The sequence below is a fragment of the Myxococcus sp. SDU36 genome (assembly GCF_030168875.1).
In the GTDB taxonomy this organism is placed as follows: Bacteria; Myxococcota; Myxococcia; order Myxococcales; family Myxococcaceae; genus Myxococcus; species Myxococcus vastator.
Genome location: NZ_CP077414.1, coordinates 4,300,568 through 4,317,785, shown reverse-complemented (window position 1 = coordinate 4,317,785; position 17,218 = coordinate 4,300,568). Strand labels below are relative to the sequence as shown.

The 17,218-nt window shown below is 69.8% G+C and carries 17 protein-coding genes; 11 read left to right on the top strand and 6 right to left on the bottom strand.

All coding sequences use genetic code 11. From position 1 onward, the window contains the following. Window positions 1-23: 23 nt before the first annotated feature. Window positions 24-1,430: a TrkH family potassium uptake protein gene (locus KGD87_RS17010; protein WP_284668450.1), complete on the top strand. Its 1,407-nt coding sequence runs from the start codon at window positions 24-26 to the stop codon at window positions 1,428-1,430. Window positions 1,431-1,439: 9 nt separating this feature from the next. After that, on the top strand, window positions 1,440-2,096 hold the full coding sequence (locus KGD87_RS17005) for a potassium channel family protein (protein WP_284668449.1): 657 nt from the start codon (window positions 1,440-1,442) through the stop codon (window positions 2,094-2,096). A 14-nt stretch (window positions 2,097-2,110) separates the two neighbouring features. Here the strand turns inward: KGD87_RS17005 and KGD87_RS17000 are convergent, their stop codons facing one another. Both KGD87_RS17000 and KGD87_RS16995 read right to left on the bottom strand, forming a co-directional pair. Next, window positions 2,111-3,412: a DUF2254 domain-containing protein gene (locus tag KGD87_RS17000; protein WP_284668448.1), complete on the bottom strand. Its 1,302-nt coding sequence runs from the start codon at window positions 3,410-3,412 to the stop codon at window positions 2,111-2,113. A 48-nt stretch (window positions 3,413-3,460) separates the two neighbouring features. Beyond that, window positions 3,461-4,180 carry a sulfite exporter TauE/SafE family protein gene (locus KGD87_RS16995; RefSeq protein ID WP_284668447.1) on the bottom strand — a complete coding sequence of 240 codons (720 nt, stop codon included), beginning with the start codon at window positions 4,178-4,180 and terminating at the stop codon, window positions 3,461-3,463. Between the two features lie 49 nt (window positions 4,181-4,229). Here KGD87_RS16995 and KGD87_RS16990 point away from each other — a divergent pair, with 49 nt between their 5' ends. The 9 genes from KGD87_RS16990 (at window position 4,230) to KGD87_RS16950 (ending at window position 14,321) form a co-directional block, all read left to right on the top strand. Next, window positions 4,230-6,686 carry a heavy metal translocating P-type ATPase gene (locus KGD87_RS16990; protein WP_284668446.1) on the top strand — a complete coding sequence of 819 codons (2,457 nt, stop codon included), beginning with the start codon at window positions 4,230-4,232 and terminating at the stop codon, window positions 6,684-6,686. Then, the gene (locus tag KGD87_RS16985) at window positions 6,683-6,874 is read left to right on the top strand and encodes a cytochrome oxidase (RefSeq protein ID WP_284668445.1); all 192 of its coding nucleotides are present in this window, start codon (window positions 6,683-6,685) and stop codon (window positions 6,872-6,874) included. The genes KGD87_RS16990 and KGD87_RS16985 overlap by 4 nt, the downstream gene beginning before the upstream one ends. A 4-nt stretch (window positions 6,875-6,878) precedes the next feature. Beyond that, complete coding sequence (ccoN, locus tag KGD87_RS16980; protein ID WP_284668444.1) at window positions 6,879-9,254, top strand: cytochrome-c oxidase, cbb3-type subunit I; 2,376 nt, start codon at window positions 6,879-6,881, stop codon at window positions 9,252-9,254. Next, window positions 9,254-9,433 (top strand): cbb3-type cytochrome oxidase subunit 3, encoded by a 180-nt coding sequence (locus KGD87_RS16975; RefSeq protein WP_284668443.1) that lies wholly within the window; start codon window positions 9,254-9,256, stop codon window positions 9,431-9,433. The genes ccoN and KGD87_RS16975 overlap by 1 nt, the downstream gene beginning before the upstream one ends. After that, complete coding sequence (locus KGD87_RS16970; RefSeq protein ID WP_284668442.1) at window positions 9,426-9,974, top strand: c-type cytochrome; 549 nt, start codon at window positions 9,426-9,428, stop codon at window positions 9,972-9,974. Before KGD87_RS16975 ends, KGD87_RS16970 begins: the two co-directional genes overlap by 8 nt. A gap of 22 nt (window positions 9,975-9,996) precedes the next feature. Beyond that, complete coding sequence (gene ccoG, locus KGD87_RS16965; protein ID WP_284668441.1) at window positions 9,997-11,424, top strand: cytochrome c oxidase accessory protein CcoG; 1,428 nt, start codon at window positions 9,997-9,999, stop codon at window positions 11,422-11,424. A gap of 388 nt (window positions 11,425-11,812) precedes the next feature. Further along, window positions 11,813-12,166: a DUF2019 domain-containing protein gene (locus KGD87_RS16960; RefSeq protein ID WP_284668440.1), complete on the top strand. Its 354-nt coding sequence runs from the start codon at window positions 11,813-11,815 to the stop codon at window positions 12,164-12,166. A gap of 191 nt (window positions 12,167-12,357) precedes the next feature. Further along, the gene (gene hemN, locus KGD87_RS16955; RefSeq protein WP_284668439.1) at window positions 12,358-13,731 is read left to right on the top strand and encodes an oxygen-independent coproporphyrinogen III oxidase; all 1,374 of its coding nucleotides are present in this window, start codon (window positions 12,358-12,360) and stop codon (window positions 13,729-13,731) included. A gap of 11 nt (window positions 13,732-13,742) precedes the next feature. Further along, a complete protein-coding gene (locus KGD87_RS16950; protein WP_284668438.1) occupies window positions 13,743-14,321 on the top strand; it encodes a hemerythrin domain-containing protein in 579 nt (192 codons plus the stop codon). A gap of 72 nt (window positions 14,322-14,393) precedes the next feature. Here the strand turns inward: KGD87_RS16950 and KGD87_RS16945 are convergent, their stop codons facing one another. The 4 genes from KGD87_RS16945 to KGD87_RS16930 all read right to left on the bottom strand — a co-directional run bounded on the left by KGD87_RS16945 (window position 14,394) and on the right by KGD87_RS16930 (window position 16,921). Further along, window positions 14,394-15,050 carry a proline and serine-rich protein 1 family protein gene (locus tag KGD87_RS16945; protein WP_284668437.1) on the bottom strand — a complete coding sequence of 219 codons (657 nt, stop codon included), beginning with the start codon at window positions 15,048-15,050 and terminating at the stop codon, window positions 14,394-14,396. A gap of 106 nt (window positions 15,051-15,156) precedes the next feature. Further along, entirely contained in the window at window positions 15,157-15,765 is a 609-nt protein-coding gene (locus tag KGD87_RS16940) for a 2,3-bisphosphoglycerate-dependent phosphoglycerate mutase (RefSeq protein WP_284668436.1), read from the bottom strand. Window positions 15,766-15,908: 143 nt separating this feature from the next. Continuing rightward, the gene (locus KGD87_RS16935; RefSeq protein WP_284668435.1) at window positions 15,909-16,388 is read right to left on the bottom strand and encodes a VOC family protein; all 480 of its coding nucleotides are present in this window, start codon (window positions 16,386-16,388) and stop codon (window positions 15,909-15,911) included. 71 nt (window positions 16,389-16,459) lie between these two features. Then, window positions 16,460-16,921 (bottom strand): YaiI/YqxD family protein, encoded by a 462-nt coding sequence (locus KGD87_RS16930; RefSeq protein ID WP_163783835.1) that lies wholly within the window; start codon window positions 16,919-16,921, stop codon window positions 16,460-16,462. Between the last annotated feature and the right edge of the window lie 297 nt (window positions 16,922-17,218).

Here is a 17,218-nt window from a genome sequence, read left to right as displayed (position 1 = left end):
TGGAGGATGGTCCGCATTGCTCCGTGGACTCATTCCTTCGTTCCCCCTTCCGTTGGCTCTGGCTGCGCTGGTTCTCCATCTCTCCGGCGATGCTGCTGGCGCTCTCCTTCGCGGTCCTCATCGCGGTGGGGACGGCGGGGTTGCTCTTGCTCCCGGCGCTGTATACCGGTCCGCGCCTGGGCTTCCTCGATGCGCTCTTCACCATGACCAGCGCGGTGTGCGTGACGGGGCTCTCCGTGGTGGACCCCGCGACGGCCTTCACCCGCTGGGGGCAGCTGTGGCTGCTCGTCTTCATCCAGTTGGGCGGACTGGGGCTCATTACCCTCACCACGCTCGTCATCGGCGCGTTGGGCCGGCGGCTGTCCCTCCGCAGTGAAGTCATCGTCGGCGCGCCCATTGACTACACGCACCGGGAGAATGTGCTGTCCCTGACGCTGCGCGTCGCCCGCTTCACCCTGGGGGTGGAGGCGCTGGGGGCGCTGCTGCTGTGGCTGCTGTGGCTGCCGCGGTTCGGCTGGAAGGAGGCGGCCTGGCACGCCGTCTTCCACTCGGTCAGCGCCTTCTGCAACGCCGGGTTCTCCACGTTCAGTGATTCGATGGTGGGCTTCAACCGGGCGCCCCTCACGCTCCTGGTCATCTCCCTCCTCATCATCCTGGGGAGCCTGGGCTACCTGTCCAGCGAGGAGGCGCTGCGCTGGTGGCGCAGCCGGGACCAGCGCTCGCGGCGGATGAGCGTGCACACCTTCGCGGCGCTGCTCGTCACCGGGGTGTTGCTGGTGGGCGGCACCGTGCTCTTCGCGCTCTTCGAGTGGCGGGGGACGCTGGCGCCCCTGGGCTACGTGGACCGGGTGGCCAACGCCTGGTTCATGTCCGCCACGGCGCGCACGGCGGGCTTCAACAGCGTGAGCTACTCCGAGGTGAGCAACGCGAGCGGCTTCTTCACCATCCTGCTGATGGTGGTGGGCGGCAGCCCTGGCTCCACGGCCGGAGGCCTGAAGACGACGACGCTGGCGGTGCTGGCCGCGCTCGCCTTCACGCGCATCCGGGGCCGCCGGCACGCGGAGCTGCATGGACGCGCCATCCCGGAGGGCACCATCGAGCGCACCGTGTCGCTGGCCCTCATCGCCTTCGGGCTGATGACCGCCGCCGTCTTCGTGCTCAGCTTCACGGAGGCGCGCGGGGCGGAGTCGGTGCAGGCCGCGCGCGCCAGCTTCCTGCCCGTGTTCTTCGAGGTGGTCAGCGCCTTCTGTACGGTGGGGCTGACCATGGACGTGTCGCCCTCCCTGAGCGTGGCGGGCAAGCTGCAAGTCATCGGGCTGATGTTCGTGGGGAGGCTGGGGCCGCTGTCCTTCTTCGCGGCCCTCAGCCTGCGCGCCCGGACGCACCTGCGGCACGTGCGCCCCGCCCAAGAGGACCTCATCGTTGGTTAAGGAGCACGGATGAAGCGCATCATCGTGGTGGGTCTGGGCAACTTCGGCTCGGTCCTCGCCGTGCGCCTGCATGAGCAGGGGCATGACGTCATCGCCATCGACCCACGCCCGGCGGTGGTCGACGCCCTGGGCTCGCGCGTGTCCAAGGCCATGGTGGGAGACGCCACGCAGCGCCAGGTGCTGGAGGAGGTGGGCGCGCGGGGGGCGGACGCCGCCATCGTCTCCACGGGAGAGGACCTCTCGGCCAGCATCCTCGCGCTGCTCGCCCTGCGGGACACGGGCATCGAGGACATCTACGTGAAGGTCCGCTCGGATGACCACGCGCGCATCGCGGACGCACTGGGGGCCACCGAGAGCATCTTCCCCGAGCGGGAGAGCGCCCTGGGGCTGGCTAGCCGCATCACCAGTGGCCGGCTCCTGCAGTACGTGCAACTGGGGCCGGAGTTCGGGCTGCAGGAGATGCCCGTGCCGGAGGAGTGGTATGGCAAGAGCCTGCGCGCACTGGCCCTGCCGCAGCGCTACCGCGTGCATGTGGTGGCCGTGCATGACGTGCTCCAGGACCGCATGCTCCCGGTGCCGGACCCGGACCGGCTGCTCACCCCGTCTGACGCGCTGCTCGTCGCGGGTGAGCCCTCCGCGCTCGAGGCGGTGGCCGCGTTGCGCTGACGCCGTGGCCCGGCTCAGCGCGGCCCATGGCCCTGGGGTCCGGCGCGCCGGGCCTCCTGCGCGACCCGCGCATCCCCGAAGCCCCGGGTGACGTTGGCGTCGAGCAGCGCGCGCTGGCGCTCCAGCTCCTCGCGCCGGAAGTCCGGCGCCACGCGCAGCAGGTCCTCCAGCAGGAAGCGCAGGCGGCGGGCCACCTGGATGGAGCCCTCCCCATATTCGCGAATCTCATCCATCGATAGCCGCACGTAGTCGTTGAAGTCAGGGCGCGGGCAGATGAGCCGCGGGACGCCCTGGTCGTCCAGCCGGCGGAGGCTGGGGAAGTGCCGGAAGACCAGCCTGCGCAGCAGGTCATGGAGTTGGTCAATGGCCTGGACGGCCGTGGACGGGTCGTTGGTGCCAGGAGAGAGGGCGCGCTCCGCGATGTCGACGAGCTGGCGGAACCCGAAGGCCGTGTCCTGCTGGAGCGTGCGCTCGCGGCCAACCTGGACCGAGGACAGGGCGGTCTCGAGGTCGAGCGACCCGGCATCACCCCACACTTCGAAGAGCGCGCTGCCATGGGGCACGAAGTCGCCCATCATCGGCACCACCACCATCGTGACATCGGCCCGCTGGGCGCACCGCAACAACTGCTCCTCGTCCAGGGTGACGAGCACCCCGGAGCGGCCCGCATGTGGCACCACGAGCGAGGGCATGCCCTGGGGGCGCTCCAGCGGGGCATCCGCGGCGTCATGGCCGACGCCCTCCGGGTACATGCGCTCCAGCGTCTCGCACGTCTCGTCGCGAATCCGCCCGAGGATGACCACGGCGCGGATGGACTGGGCCACGTGGTGGATGAAGAAGATGAAGGTGCCCACGCTGATCAGCACGAACACGACGGCGAGCCAGACGGAGAGCGACGGGACGTGGCTCTCGATGTCCAGGTTCTCCGAGGTGCCCCGCACGCTGCGCATCGCCAGCAGGGCGTAGACAAAGGTCCCCACGAAGATGCCGAGGGACAGCTGGCTCTTCCGGTCCCGGAGGAAGGTGCGCAGGATTCGGGGCGAGAACTGGTTGCTGGCCTGCTGGAGCACCAGGATGGTGACGGAGAAGACGAGGCCGGCGAACGTCATCATCGACGAGGCCACCGCGGAGAGCACGGAGCGCGCGCCCTCGGGGCCTCCCTGGAAGAGGTACCAGGTCTGCTCGTCCTGCGGCAGGCGGGCGTCTATCGCCTCGGCGAGCTGCGACAGGCCGATGGAGGCGAACACGCAGAGGCCTGGGACGAGCCAGTAGCTGGTGGCCAGGCGTTCAGCGAAGGGTGTGAGGCTTGGCTTCATGATGGCTGTCGGGCGTGCCCCCGGACACAAGCTGGGCATGCGCCTCGCTCAATGACAACTGGCGCCGCCGGGATTCACGCTCACTGCCCGGTAGATGAGCAGCGCCGCCGCCACCAGCGGCACTGCCCGTTGCAGCACGAACGAGACCTGCTTCGGGCACTGCTTCCACAAGGCCGCCTGGAGCTGCGCGCCCAGCAGGGCAGGCAGGCCGCCGAGCGCGAAGGCGCCCAGCACCAGCGCGCCGCCCGGGAACGAGCCGCTGGCCAGCGCCACCGCGAAGACGCCGTAGAGCAGACCGCAGGGCAGCAGCGGCGTCACCGCACCCATTGCGCTCGCGCGGCCCGTCCACGAAAACTTTGCGCCCCAGCGCGTCACCCGCCGCGCGAGGTTCGCCATGCCCGGCAGCGGGCGCAGGCGCTTCCCCAACTCCAGCGCGGACGCGATGAGGGCCGCGGCCATCAACCACGGCAGGTAGGGCCGCGTGGAGACGGCCAGCGCCTGGGTGACGCCGCCGCCCATCATGCCCAGCGCGCCGCCCACGAGGGCATAGGCGCCCAGGCGCGCTCCCTGGTAGGCGGCGACGGCCTTGCTCCGCTCCGGGCCTTGCGCGCCGGGCAGGCCCGCGCAGGCCAGCGGTCCACACATGAGGAGGCAATGCACGCTCCCCGTGAGCCCCACCACGAAGGCGCCCAGTGCTCCGGCGATGACGGTGGGGGTGGGGCCGGTGGTGTGCAGCAGCGAGGCGAGCGCGGCCGGTTCGAGCGACATGAACGCGGTGCATCGCAACAGGCATGCCGTTCGCAAGGTGACATCGTGAATGCCTGCCTCCACGCCATCGGAGCCTGCTCCAGCCGCCTGTCTCCACTGCGGCAGTCCCGTTCCCTCCGGGAGCGCGGCGCGCGACTTCTGCTGCGTGGGGTGCGAGGCCGTGCACGGCCTGCTCGTGGAGCAGGGGCTCACGCGCTACTACCAGCTCGCGCAAGGAAAGACGGCGCCGGCGCCTGAGCCACGCAAGGAACGCGCGTTCGCGTGGCTGGAGCCGCTCATCAGCCGCGCCGAGGCCATTCCGGGCCCCCTGTGTGCGCTCGAGCTGGACGTGCAGGGCATTCACTGCGCCGCGTGCGTGTGGCTGATGAACGAGCTGTTCCGCCGGCATCCGGGCGGGGCGGGCCTGACGGTGGACCCGGCCCTGGGCAAGGCGCGGATGCTGTGGCGGCGCGGCGCCTTCGATGTGGCGGAGTTCCTGCGCGACGTGGAGGGCTTTGGCTACCGCTTCGGACCCAGCCGCAAGCGCCCGGAGCGCGCGAGCCTGGACCTGCCCATCCGGCTGGGCATCTGCGCCGCGCTGTCGATGAACGTGATGTTGTTCTCGGTGAGCTTCTATGTGGGGCTCACGCCGGAGGACGGCGACGTCTTCCGCCTCTTCACGCGGCTGAGCCTGTGGCTGTCGTCGGCTGTCGTGGTGGTGGGCGGCTGGCCCTTCTTCCGCTCCGCGCTCCAAGGCTTGCGGCGCGGCGTGTTGCACCTGGACCTGCCCATCGCCCTGGGCATCCTGCTGGTGTTCGGCATGTCGCTGGCGCAGGCGCGCGGAGGGCGCGGCGACCTGGCGTACTTCGACACGCTCAACACGTTTGTCACGCTGATGCTGGTGGGGCGGTGGCTCCAGCAGCGCGTGCTGGAGCGCAACCGGCGCTTCCTGCTGGATGACGACGGGGCGGAGGGGCTCTTCGTGCGCAGGGAGGAGGGCGCACGGCTCGCCACCGTGCGCGCCGCCGAGGTGGCCGACGGCGACGTGCTGGTGATTGCGCCGGGGGACCTGGTGCCCGTGGACGCGGTGCTGCTCGATTCGGGCGCCCGCGTGTCCACGGATTGGATGACGGGCGAGCCTGGCGAGCGCGCGGTGGGGCAGGGGGGGGCGCTGCCCGCGGGCGCGTTCAACGCCGGGCGCGAGGCCATGCGTGTCCAGGCGAAGCAGGCCTTCACCGACTCGCCGCTGGTGGCGTTGCTGCGCCGCGCGCCCACCTTGGCGGGTGGACATGCGCTGCACACCCGCTTCTGGGACCGCGTGTCGCGCCGCTGGGTCGTCACGGTGCTCTTCGTCTCCGCGTTGGGGCTCGCGCTGTGGTGGCCCGCCGGGCCGGACAAGGCGCTGGAGGTGGCGGTGGCGCTGCTGGTGGTGACGTGCCCGTGCGCCATCGGCATCGCCACGCCGCTGGCCTACGAGCTGGTCCAGGCGCGCCTGCGCCGCGGCGGATTCTTCATCCGGAGCACGGACCTGCTGGACCGGCTGCCGCGCGTGCGAAAGGTGCTCTTCGACAAGACGGGGACGCTGACATTGGGGCGGCTGGAGCTGGTGGACCGCGCCGCCGTGGCGGGGTTGGCGCCCGCGTCGCGAGACCTGGCCTTCGACCTGGTGTCGCGCAGCAACCACCCCGCCAGCCGGTGCCTGGCCGCCGCGCTGCTCCGGGAGGGCGCGCGCTTCAACCCGGAGGCGCGTGTGGCGGAGCTCGCGGGCCAGGGATTGGAGTTGAATCGAGACGGCGTGCGCTGGCGGCTGGGCCGCGCGGACTGGGCCACCGAGGCGCGGACGGTGGACGCGCCGCGAGTGGAGGTACTCCTGTCCGGTTCGGGGCTCGCGGCGGGCCCGGTGCTCACGCGGGACGGCGTGCCGGTGGCCTTCTTCCAGCTCCGGGAGTCGGTCCGTCCCGACGCGCGCCGCGAGGTCCAGGCGCTCCAGGACGAGGGCCGCGAGGTGTGGCTCATCTCCGGGGACAGCCAGGGCCGCGTGAGTGAGATGGCCGCCGCGCTGGGCATTCCCACCCAGCACACCCTGAGCGGCCAGCGTCCGGAGGACAAGGCCGAGGCTGTCGCGAAGCTGGACGCGGCGGACACGCTGTACCTGGGGGACGGCGTCAACGACAGCCTCGCCTTCGAGCGAGCCCTCTGCGCGGGAACGCCCGCCATTGACCGGCCGGTGATACCGGGCAAGAGCGACTTCTTCCTCATGGGCGAAGGCCTGAGCGCCATCCGCGAGGCACTGCGATGGTCGGCCCGGCTGCGCCAGGTGGTGCGCCGGCTGCTGGTCCTGGCGGTGGGCTACAACGGGGTCGCCGTCTCTGTGTGCCTGGCCGGTTGGATGACGCCACTGCGCGCCGCCGTGGCCATGCCCGCGACCAGTCTGGCCACCGTGCTCTTCACGGTGTGGTGGCTGTCCGCCTCACGCGAGCGCGCCGTCGCCACGCCCACGCCGCCGCTGCGGGAGGTGCCGGTATGAATGTCCTCGTCCTTCAGGTCTTCGTGAGCCTGATGCTCGTCGCCAGCTCGGTGCTGCTGTTCGTCTACAGCGTGCGCCACCGCGACCACGAGCACGCCGACCGGCTCTCGCTCTTCCCGCTCGAGGACGACAGCGCCGCTCCGGCGCCGCGTACCCCCGAGCCCCCGTCCTCCGCTTCCCAGGAGTGAAGCCGTGCATCAGCAACGAATCATCTATGACGACACCACGGTCCGGCGCTTCATCATCGCGTCGGTGCTGTTCGGCATCGTGGGCATGGCGGTAGGGGCGCTGGTGGCCAGTCAGCTCGCCTGGTGGCAGGCGAACCTGGGCATCCCCTATACGACGTACTCCCGCTTGCGTCCGCTGCACACGAACGCGGTCATCTTCGCCTTCGTGGGCAACATGATGTTCGCGGGCATCTACTACTCCACGCAGCGGCTGTTGAAGACGCGCATGGCGTCGGACCTGCTGTCGAAAATCCACTTCTGGGGCTGGCAGCTCATCATCGTCGCGGCGGCGATTTCGCTGCCCCTGGGCATCACCACCTCCAAGGAGTACGCGGAGCTGGAGTGGCCCATCGACGTGGCCATCGCCGTCATCTGGGTCGTCTTCGCCATCAACTTCTTCTGGACGCTGGCCAGGCGCCACGAGAAGAACCTCTACGTCGCCATCTGGTTCTACATCGCGACCATCGTCACGGTGGCGGTGCTGCACATCGTCAACAGCCTGGCGCTGCCGCTGTCGGGGCTGAAGAGCTACTCCGTCTTCGCGGGCGTCCAGGACGCGCTGGTGCAGTGGTGGTACGGCCACAACGCCGTCGCCTTCTTCCTCACCACGCCCATCCTGGGCATCATGTATTACTTCCTGCCCAAGGCGGCGGAGCGGCCGGTGTATTCGTACCGGCTGTCCATCATCCACTTCTGGGCCCTGGTCTTCATCTACATCTGGGCCGGCCCGCACCACCTGCTCTACACGGCGCTGCCGGACTGGGCGCAGTCGCTGGGCATGATTTTCAGCGTCATGCTCTGGGCGCCGTCGTGGGGCGGCATGCTCAACGGCCTGCTCACGCTGAAGGGCGCCTGGTACAAGCTGCGCGAGGACCCCGTCCTCAAGTTCCTCATCGCGGGCGTCACCTTCTACGGCATGGCCACCTTCGAGGGGCCGCTGTTGTCCATCAAGTCGGTGAGCGCGCTGGGCCACTACACGGACTGGATTGTCGGCCACGTCCACAGCGGCGCGCTGGGGTGGAACGGCTTCATGGCGGCCGGCATGTTCTACTGGCTGGTGCCCAGGCTGTACGGCACGAAGCTGCACTCGCCCAAGGCGGCGGACGCGCACTTCTGGCTCGGGACGGTGGGCATCCTCCTCTACATGGTCTCCATGTGGATCAGCGGCGTCACGCAGGGCCTCATGTGGCGCGCGGCGAACCCCGACGGCACGCTGCTCTACCCGAACTTCGTGGAGACGCTGCTGGCCATCCGGCCCATGTACATCGTCCGCTTCGTCGGCGGGTCCATGTACCTGGTGGGCTTCATCATGATGGCGTGGAACCTGTGGAAGACGGCCCGCGCCGGCAAGGCCGTGGACGGAGAGGCGACCGTCGTCGTGGAGCCGCCCGCCCCCGCGCCCGTGCCCGCCAGGGCCCCGACGCCCGGCTGGGTGCAGGTCGTCACCGGCCGGCCGCTGGTGTTCGCCATCGCCATCCTCACCGTGACGATGTTCCTCGGGTGGGCGAAGCCGGTGCGCGCGGTGGTGCTCCTGGGCGCCATCATCGCGCTGGGCGAGTTCGCCTGGATTGTCACCCGCAGGGACCGTGAAGCGGGCCGGCCGTCGTGGTTCGGCCTCATCGAGGGCCGGCCGCTGGCCTTCACGGTGCTCACGCTCATCGCCATCCTGATTGGCGGTGTGGCGGAGCTGCTGCCCACCATCATGCTCAAGCAGGCGGTTCCGGCGCACGGTCAGGCGCAGGATCCGTACTCGCCGCTGGAGCTCCAGGGCCGCGACCTCTACGTCCGCGAGGGCTGCTACACCTGCCACTCGCAGATGATTCGCCCCTTCGTGGCGGAGACGCAGCGCTACGGCGACGTGTCCCGCGCGGAGGAGTTCATCTACGACCACCCCTTCCAGTGGGGCAGCAAGCGCACCGGCCCGGACCTGCACCGGCTGGGCGGCAAGTACCCGAACCTCTGGCACTACACGCACATGATGGACCCCAGGGCGACGAGCCCCGGCTCCAACATGCCGCCGTACCCGTGGCTGGCCGAGCAGCGCATCGTCGTGAAGGACGCGCCGAAGAAGCTCGCGCTGATGCAGCGGCTGGGCGTTCCGTACTCCAACGCGGACGTGGACGGCGCCGAGGCGCGCCAGAAGTCGCAGGCGGAGGGCATCACCGCGGACCTGGCGGCGCAGGGCGTCCAGGTGGCGTGGGATTCGGAGATGGTGGCCATCATCTCCTACCTCCAGCGCCTGGGACGTGGGCCGCAGGACCTGCCCGCGCCGCCGGAGAAGTCGCCCGCGCCGGCGGCGCGTCTGCCCGCCGCCACCATCGCCAGTGAGGAGGGCCGCTGATGTACAAGCAATTCTATCAGGGGATGTCGCTCACCGAGCTGCCCCTCTTCGCCCTGGTCCTGTTCATCGCGGTGTTCCTCGGCGTCGTCGCCTGGGTGTTCGTGGCGCGGCGCAGTGGGGACTTCGACGCGCTCGCGCGGATGCCGCTGAGCGAGCAGGGGGAGGCCGGCCATGAGTGACAAGTCGCTGTTGCACTCCGTCTATGACGGCATCGAGGAGCACGACAACCACCTGCCCAACTGGTGGCTGTTCATCCTCTGGACGTCCATTGTCTTCAGCGCGGGCTACTGGTTCTGGTACCACATCGCCGAGGCGGGGCCCGGACAGCTCGGAGAGTACGCCGCCGAGTCCGCGGAGGTCGTGAAGCGCGCGTCGGGCAACACCCCGGCGTCCGACGACATGCTGCTCGCGCTGGCCAAGGACCCGGCCTCCCTGGAGCGTGGCAAGCAGGTGTTCCAGGCGAACTGCGCGGCCTGTCACGGCGCGCAGGGACAGGGCTCCATCGGTCCCAACCTGACGGACGCGTACTGGATGCACGGTGGCGGCCCCATGGCCATCCACAAGGTCGTGGCGGCCGGCGTGGTGGCCAAGGGCATGCCCGCGTGGGAGCGCACCTTGGGGGCCGAGCGCGTCAAGGCCGTCACCGCCTACCTGCTCACGCTCAAGGGCACCGACGCGCCCGGCGGCAAGGCGCCGCAGGGCGAGCCCGAGCAGCCGTAGCTCACGGAGAGGAAGGCAGCCCATGTCTGCGGAACCGCGGCGGGATGGCCCGCGTATCGACCAGCTCACGTCCATCCACGCGGATGGCTCGCGGCTGGCGCTCCACCCGGCGGACGTGCGCGGCCGGTTCATCACCCGGCGGCGGGTGGGCTTCGCGGTCCTCATCGCCGTCTATCTGGCCCTGCCACTGGTGGAGGTGGGGGGCCACCCGGCGGTGCACCTGGACGTGGCGGCGCGCCGCTTCTATCTGTTCGGTGGCACGTACAACGCGCAGGACTTCTGGCGCGTCCTGTTCCTGCTGACGTCGGTGGGCTTCGGCCTGCTGTTCTTCACCGCGTGGCTGGGACGCGTGTGGTGCGGCTGGGCATGTCCCCAGACGGTGTTCCTGGAAGCGCTCTATCGCCCGATTGAACGGTTCTTCGATGGGCCTCGGGAGCGGCGGCTGAAGGTGGCTCGGGAGCCCTGGACACCCGCGCGGGTGGTGCGGGCGGTGCTCAAGCATGGTGCGTACGCGGCCGTGTCGATGCTCATCTCGCACGCGGCCCTGAGCCTCTTCGTCTCGGCGGGTGGGCTCGTCGCGATGGTGTCCGAGGGCCCGGTGGCCTCGCCAGTGGCCTTCACCTGGGCCATGGTCGTGACGGGCGCGCTGTACTTCAACTTCGCGTGGTTCCGTGAGCAGCTCTGCGTGGTGGTGTGCCCCTATGGCCGGCTCCAGTCCGCGATGCAGGACCGGGACTCGCTCATCATCGGCTATGACACGCTGCGCGGCGAGCCTCGGGGCCGGCTGCTCAAGGTTCCTCCTGGCGCCACGGCGCCTCCGCGCGGCGACTGCGTGGACTGCTTCAGGTGCGTGGCCGTGTGCCCCACGGGCATTGACATCCGCAATGGCTTGCAGATGGACTGCCTGGCGTGCGCGCAGTGCGTGGATGCGTGCGACGGCGTCATGGACAAGCTGGGCCGGCCGCGAGGACTCATCCGTTTTGACTCGCTCAACGGCCTGGACGGACAGCCGCGGCGGGTGCTCCGGCCCCGGCTGTTCATCTACGGCGCATTGATGCTGGTGGCGGTGGTGGGCCTCACGCTGAGCCTCGTGCGGCGCGTGCCCTTCGAGGCGAACCTGCTGCGCTTTCAGGGCATGCCCTACGTTGTCGAGCAGGGCACGGTGCGCAACCAGTTCGAGCTGCACCTGGTGAACAAGAACCCCTCCGAGACGGTGCTCACCATTCGCGTGGACAGCCCCGTGCCCGCGAAGGTGGTGTTGCCGCAGGCGCAGGTGACGCTCGGCTCGCTGGAGAGCTTCCGTGTGCCGCTGTTCATCACCGTGGACCGGAGCGGCACGGAGCTGCCGTTCCACTTCACCGTCGAGGTGGCGGACGCGGCCTCCGGGGAGGTGAAGCGCATGGAGGCCCGGTTCCTGGGGCCCGCCATCAGTCATATGGAGGCTGACTGAAGCGTACGCATCGAGAGCAGTCATGGCTGGGGAGGGAGGCTGCTTGTGAGGCTTTGCATCGGCTGGAAGGCGTCTGGCGGACCGGGGCTTCGCGGACCAACGACTGTATGCCGTGTTGGCGCGGGCGGGCTTCGAGTACGTGGCGCGCATTCGCAAGGACGTGAGGGTGGAGGTAGATGGGGGCCACCCGCGTCCGGCGGGCGGCCGCGTGGACTCTGGCCATCGGCCACGCCAAGAAACCCCGGCGCTTCTTGTGCGAAGGTGGACGCTGAAGTATTCGAGGAGGCACTGGCTCGCTTGCTGCTGGAGTGCCCCTGACGCTCCGTGCTTCGCGGCAAGGCTGGCTGGTACGCGCCTCCCACGAGAATGTCGTGAATGGGGTCTGGCCATGACGAAATTGGAAATACTCGTCGAGGAGTTCGCCCAGAATGTCGCCGCGCAGACGGAGGAGATCGCTCAGGGGAGTGCCGCCAAGGGAAATCGTCACGCGAAGCGGTACATCAAGGCATTCGATAAACTATGCACATACGGGGACGCTGGGAGAGATGCTCTGGCTGAGTTGTTCACCCACCCACGCGCCGATGTGAGAGTGATGGCATCGGCTTTCCTGCTGCGACATCGGACAGCAGCGGCGAAGGCCGTGTTGGAGGAGGCCGTGCGGGGCCGGGGGCTGGCGGCGCTTGAAGCTCAGCAGACCCTGACGCACTGGGAAAATGGCACCTGGGCGCTGGACCCGGGATGAACGCCGCCGCTGCATGATGCCGCCAAGGAGCCTCCCTCCACCGAACCCACTACACACGATTCGGGACTTGCCCCGCAGCGTTTGCACTGGACACAGCCCCTGCCGCAAGGTTTGCACTCCTTGTTCTATGTGCCGCCCGAAGTCCGTCCAGGGAACTCCTGGCACGAGGCTTGGAATGGCGAAGCGGTGAGATGGAGTCCTCCCGCCAGGAAGTCCCCACGCCGCCCGAAGCCCTGCTGTGCCGGTATGACGTCTCCGGCCCTCGCTACACCAGCTACCCCACGGCGCCGGCGTGGCGGCAGGACTTCGGTCCGGAGCACCTGGTGGAGCGGCTGGAGCATGCCGGCACCCGGGAGCGCGCCGAGCCGCTGTCGCTCTACGTGCACCTGCCCTTCTGCCGCAGCCTCTGCTGGTACTGCGGCTGCAACGTCGTCATCAGCCGGGACAGGGCCGCCGCGGACGTGTACCTCGACCACCTGGAGCTGGAGCTGGACCTGGTGGTGCAGCGGCTCGGCGCGCGGCGCTCCGTGTCCCAGATTCACTGGGGCGGAGGCACGCCCACCTTCCTGGATGAGCGGCAGCTCGAGCGGCTGTGGACGGCGCTCACCCGTCGCTTTCGCATCGCGCCGGACGCGGAGGTGGCCATCGAAGTCCACCCGGCCGTGACGACGCCCGGCCAGCTCACGCTGCTGCGGAGCCTGGGCTTCAACCGCGTGTCCATGGGCCTGCAGGACTTCGATGCGCGCGTGCAGCAGGTCACCAACCGCCTCCAGTCCCCGGAAGAGACGCGGGCGCTGCTGGAGCACGCGCGGCTGCTGGGCTTCAAGGGCGTGAACTTCGACCTCATCTACGGCCTGCCCCACCAGGACGCCGAAGGGTGGGCCCGCACGCTGGACACGGTGTTGGCGATGCGGCCGGACCGGCTGGCCGTCTACTCCTTCGCGTTCATGCCCGACGTGTTGAAGCACCAGCGGCGCATGCCGGCGGAGGCCCTTCCGAGCGGGCGCGCCAAGCTGGAGCTGTTCCGCGCCGCCTACGCGGCGTTCGTGTCGGCGGGCTACCGGCCCATTGGCATGGACCACTTCGCGGTGCCCGAGGACGAGCTGGCGCGCGCGCAGGCCGAGCGCCGGCTGGGCCGCAACTTCCAGGGCTACACCGTCACGGCCGCCTCGGACGTGGTGGCCATTGGCAGCACCGGAATCAGCGACGTGGACGGCGCGTATGCGCAGAACGTCCGCGCGCTGCCGCGCTACTACGAGCGCATCTCCCAGGGCTGTCTGGCCACGGAGCGGGGCCTGTCGCTGACGGCGGACGACCAGCGGCGCCGCGCGGTCATCACCCGGCTCATGTGCAACTTCTGGGTGGATTTGGGGGCGGACGGCGCCGACTACTTCGCGCCGGAGCTGGAGCGGCTGCGCGCGTTCGAGGACGACGGCCTGGTGACGCGCACCGGCTCGCAGTTGGAGCTGACGCCCATGGGGCGGCTCTTCGTCCGCAACGTGGCCATGGTGTTCGACGCGTATCTCGCGGGGACGGAGCGCCCCCGCTTTTCCCGCACGGTGTGAAGGGGTCGGTCATGAATGCATTGGACGTGTTGAGCCAGGAGCACCGCCACATCCAGCGCGTGCTGGCGGTCCTGGAGCGGGCGGTGACGAAGGGCCGCGAAGGGGAGTTCGTCTCGGCCTCGCTGTTCCTGCGCGCCGCGAACTTCTTCCTCACCTTCGTGGACGGCAGCCACCACGCGAAGGAGATGGTGCTCTTCCAGACGATGGTGGCGCACCGGCTGCCGCTGGCGCCCGGGCTGCTGGCCCAGGTGTCCGGCGAGCACGGCACCGGCAGCGAGCATGCGGTGGCCATGCTCTGCGCGGCGGAGACGATGCTGCGCGGCGGGGGGACAGACCCCGTGCGCATGCTCGACGCGGCCGACGACTGGCTGCGGCTGTACCGGGGGCACACCGGGGTGGAGGAGGCGCAGGTGTTTCCCATGGCGCGGCGGCTGTTGCCCGCGGAAATCCTGGACCGGATGCGGACGCGCTTCGCCCGAATCGAAGCGTCGCATGGCTCGCTGGCGGAGGCCGCGGAGGCCATGGAGCGCGCCTTCACGCCCATCCCGGCGGGCCGCCTCTTCCCGCGCGGACCGGTGTGCTCGTTCTAGAACGCGACGGGCGCCGCGGGAGCACTTCCCGCGACGCCCGGAGTCTGCTGCCTGTCTGACAGCCCGCGCGGCTCAGTGCTGCGCGAGAATCTCGTCCAGCCGCTTCTTGTCGCTGGAGAAGGAGAAGTAGCTGTAGAGCGTGTGGCCGTTCCGCGGGTCCAGGATGTACGGCCGCAGCTCGCGCACCACGGCCAGCTTGTCCTGGGTGAACTGGAAGTGGCTCAGCAACTGCCCCACCTGGGAGACCAGGAAGTAGTGGTGCTGGGCCGCCGAGACGAGCACGCGCATCTTGTCCTCGGCGAAGGACTGCCGGGAGATGGAGTCATTGATGCGGCGCAGCTCGCTGTCCGAGATGGGCCGCACCACCGGCTGCGGGGGCGGGGGCGGCGGGGGCGGCGGGAGGACGGTGGCCAGCAGCGGCGCCCGCTTCACCACCTCCTGCACGGAGTCCAGCGTCTCCCTGGCGGCGCGGAACTTGTTGCGCTCCTGCCGGTTCATCCGCTGCTCGGCCTCCTTCAGCAACTGCTCCAGGCGGGCCAGGCGGACATTCAGCTCCTGCCGGTCCACGACCACCTGGGCGCCGGAGTGGTGCGGCGGGTGGTGCGGCTGCGGCGCCGGCATCGGCTGGCCCGGCGGCGGGCGGGGCGGACGGCGCAGGTCCGCCTGGGCGTGGGCATCCAGGGCGGGAAGGGCGAAGAGGAGAGCGAGGGAGGTGATCAGGGCCTTCATGGGGAGCGTCCTTTCGTGTGCTCGAACAGTCTGACGCGCCGGGGCCGGTTGCATTCAACCGGAAACGGTAGGGCGTGCAGCGTAGCCCCCTGTGCCTTCGCAGGAGTCAGGGGGACGCGGTGCGCTTGGACAGTACCTCACCGTCCGGTGACATCTCGTAGACGAGCGGCACCCCGGTGGCCAGCTCCAACCCCACGACCTGCTCCCCCGTGAGCTTGTCCAGCTTCATGACCAGGGCGCGGTTGGAGTTGCCGTGGGCCACGACGAGCACGTTCTTCCCCTGGCGCAGGTCCCCGGCGATGGCTCGCTCATAGAAGGGCAACACGCGCTTCGCCGTCATCTCCAGGGACTCACCGTTGGGCGGCGGCACGTCGAAGGAGCGGCGCCACTCCTTGATTGGCGCGTCCCCCCAGCGCTTCGCGGCATCCGCCTTGTCGAGCCCCTGAAGGTCGCCGTAGCTGCGCTCGTTGAGGGCTGCGTCCCGGATGGTGGGGACCTGCTGTCCCAGCGCGTCCAGGAGGATGGACAGCGTCTCCTGCGCCCGGGTGAGCGCCGACGTATAGGCGACGTCGAACTTCATCCCGCGCAGCGCCTCCGCCGCGCGCCGCGCCTCCTGACGGCCCTGGTCGGTGAGGGGGACGTCGACGAGGCCGGTGAAGCGGTTCTCTTGATTCCACAGCGACTGGCCGTGCCGGATGAGGACGAGGGTAGGCATGGCCTCCAGCTAATCCCGAAGCCCTGGCGCGGCCAGGGGGCCAGGGCCGGGCGTTCCTGGCTCCACAGTCTCACGCGCCGTTCAGGCCGCTTGCGCACGCCGTGTCCCGGCGGCGCAAGGCCGTGCGGGCGGTGGCCGGGGCTTCAGCCCTGGCACATCCGCGTGAAGCGGCGCTGCATCTCCTCGGGGGAGACCTCCTCGATGCGGGCGTTGAGGGCCCAGCGATGGCCGAACGGATCTCTCAGGTGGGCCGCGCGTTCGCCGTAGAACTCGTCCTGGATGGGGCGCTCCAGGGTGGCGCCCGCGTCGATGGCGCGCTGGGCGGCGGCGTCCACGTCATCCACCCGGAGGTTCAGCGAGCACGTCGTGCCCCCGCGGCTCTGGGGGCCCACGATGCCGTACTCGGGGTATTCGTCCGCGACCATCAGCGTCACGCCGCCCAGGTCCATCTCCGCGTGGCCCACGCGCCCGCTCGGCTCGGTGAGCCGGTACTTCTCCCGTGCGCCGAAGGCCCGTGTGTAGAAGTCGAGCGCGGCGGGCGCGTCCTTCGTCACCAGGGCCAGGGAGAGGCGGGGGCCCTCGGGGAGCGTCGCGGCGGAGGAGGACGGGTTCTTGTCGTTCATGGAGCACCTTCCTGGGTGGGGGTGGATGCCAGGAGGATGCCTCCGCCGCGCTCGGAGGGATTGGACGAATTCTACTTCGGCTCCGCCTTCACCAGCCGAGTCAGCTCCCGGTCCAGGGCGGCGGCGAACTGCTGCCGGTCCTGCGCCGAGTAGCCGTCCGGGCCTCCGGTCGTCACGCCGCTCTCCCGAAGCTCCTGCATGAAGTTCCGGACGGAGAGCCGCTCGGCGACGTTCTCCTCGGTGAAGACCTCTCCGCGCGGGTCCAGCACCACGACGCCCTTGGGCACCAGCAGCGCGGCGAGCGGAATGTCCTGGGTGACGGCCAGGTCCCCCGGCTGCGCCTGCTGGGCGATGTGCTGGTCCGCGACGTCGAGGCCCGCGCCCACCTGCACGCTGGAGACGTAGGCCAGCCGGGGCAGGGAGAGCGCGCGGTTGGCCACGAAGACGGAGTGGACCTTCACGCGCTGGCCAGCACGGAGGATGATGTCCCGGACAGGGCCCGGGCAGGCATCGGCATCGACCCAGATTTTCATACGGGCGCGACTATCTCAGGATTCGCGCGCGAACTCACCCACGGCGCGCCGGGCGCCCGCGCCTTCCGGGGCTCGGAGCATGCCGGTGGGGGGGCTCGGTGACCTTTGACGCGGTGAATGAAGACTTCGCCGCGGGTCGCTATGTCTATCATTACAGGGACGGCAGTGAGCTGACCTGCACCTTCAACGTGCCGTCGCCGTAGCATGCCGCGGGCTTCCTGGGCGGGGACTACGATGACGACGATGATGACGATTGAACCTCGCTGATGGATTGCATGCGCTCGTTCGCTGCGGCGT

Coding starts and splice junctions, on each gene's coding strand:
- KGD87_RS16960 (WP_284668440.1), top strand. CDS start 11,813: ATGACGAAATTGGAAATACTCGTCGAGGAGTTCGCCCAGAATGTCGCC.
- KGD87_RS16975 (WP_284668443.1), top strand. CDS start 9,254: ATGTACAAGCAATTCTATCAGGGGATGTCGCTCACCGAGCTGCCCCTC.
- KGD87_RS16970 (WP_284668442.1), top strand. CDS start 9,426: ATGAGTGACAAGTCGCTGTTGCACTCCGTCTATGACGGCATCGAGGAG.
- KGD87_RS16950 (WP_284668438.1), top strand. CDS start 13,743: ATGAATGCATTGGACGTGTTGAGCCAGGAGCACCGCCACATCCAGCGC.
- KGD87_RS16985 (WP_284668445.1), top strand. CDS start 6,683: ATGAATGTCCTCGTCCTTCAGGTCTTCGTGAGCCTGATGCTCGTCGCC.
- hemN (WP_284668439.1), top strand. CDS start 12,358: ATGGAGTCCTCCCGCCAGGAAGTCCCCACGCCGCCCGAAGCCCTGCTG.
- KGD87_RS16995 (WP_284668447.1), bottom strand. CDS start 4,180: ATGTCGCTCGAACCGGCCGCGCTCGCCTCGCTGCTGCACACCACCGGC.
- KGD87_RS16945 (WP_284668437.1), bottom strand. CDS start 15,050: ATGAAGGCCCTGATCACCTCCCTCGCTCTCCTCTTCGCCCTTCCCGCC.
- KGD87_RS17005 (WP_284668449.1), top strand. CDS start 1,440: ATGAAGCGCATCATCGTGGTGGGTCTGGGCAACTTCGGCTCGGTCCTC.
- KGD87_RS16935 (WP_284668435.1), bottom strand. CDS start 16,388: ATGAACGACAAGAACCCGTCCTCCTCCGCCGCGACGCTCCCCGAGGGC.
- KGD87_RS16940 (WP_284668436.1), bottom strand. CDS start 15,765: ATGCCTACCCTCGTCCTCATCCGGCACGGCCAGTCGCTGTGGAATCAA.
- KGD87_RS16990 (WP_284668446.1), top strand. CDS start 4,230: ATGCCTGCCTCCACGCCATCGGAGCCTGCTCCAGCCGCCTGTCTCCAC.
- KGD87_RS16930 (WP_163783835.1), bottom strand. CDS start 16,921: ATGAAAATCTGGGTCGATGCCGATGCCTGCCCGGGCCCTGTCCGGGAC.
- ccoG (WP_284668441.1), top strand. CDS start 9,997: ATGTCTGCGGAACCGCGGCGGGATGGCCCGCGTATCGACCAGCTCACG.
- KGD87_RS17000 (WP_284668448.1), bottom strand. CDS start 3,412: ATGAAGCCAAGCCTCACACCCTTCGCTGAACGCCTGGCCACCAGCTAC.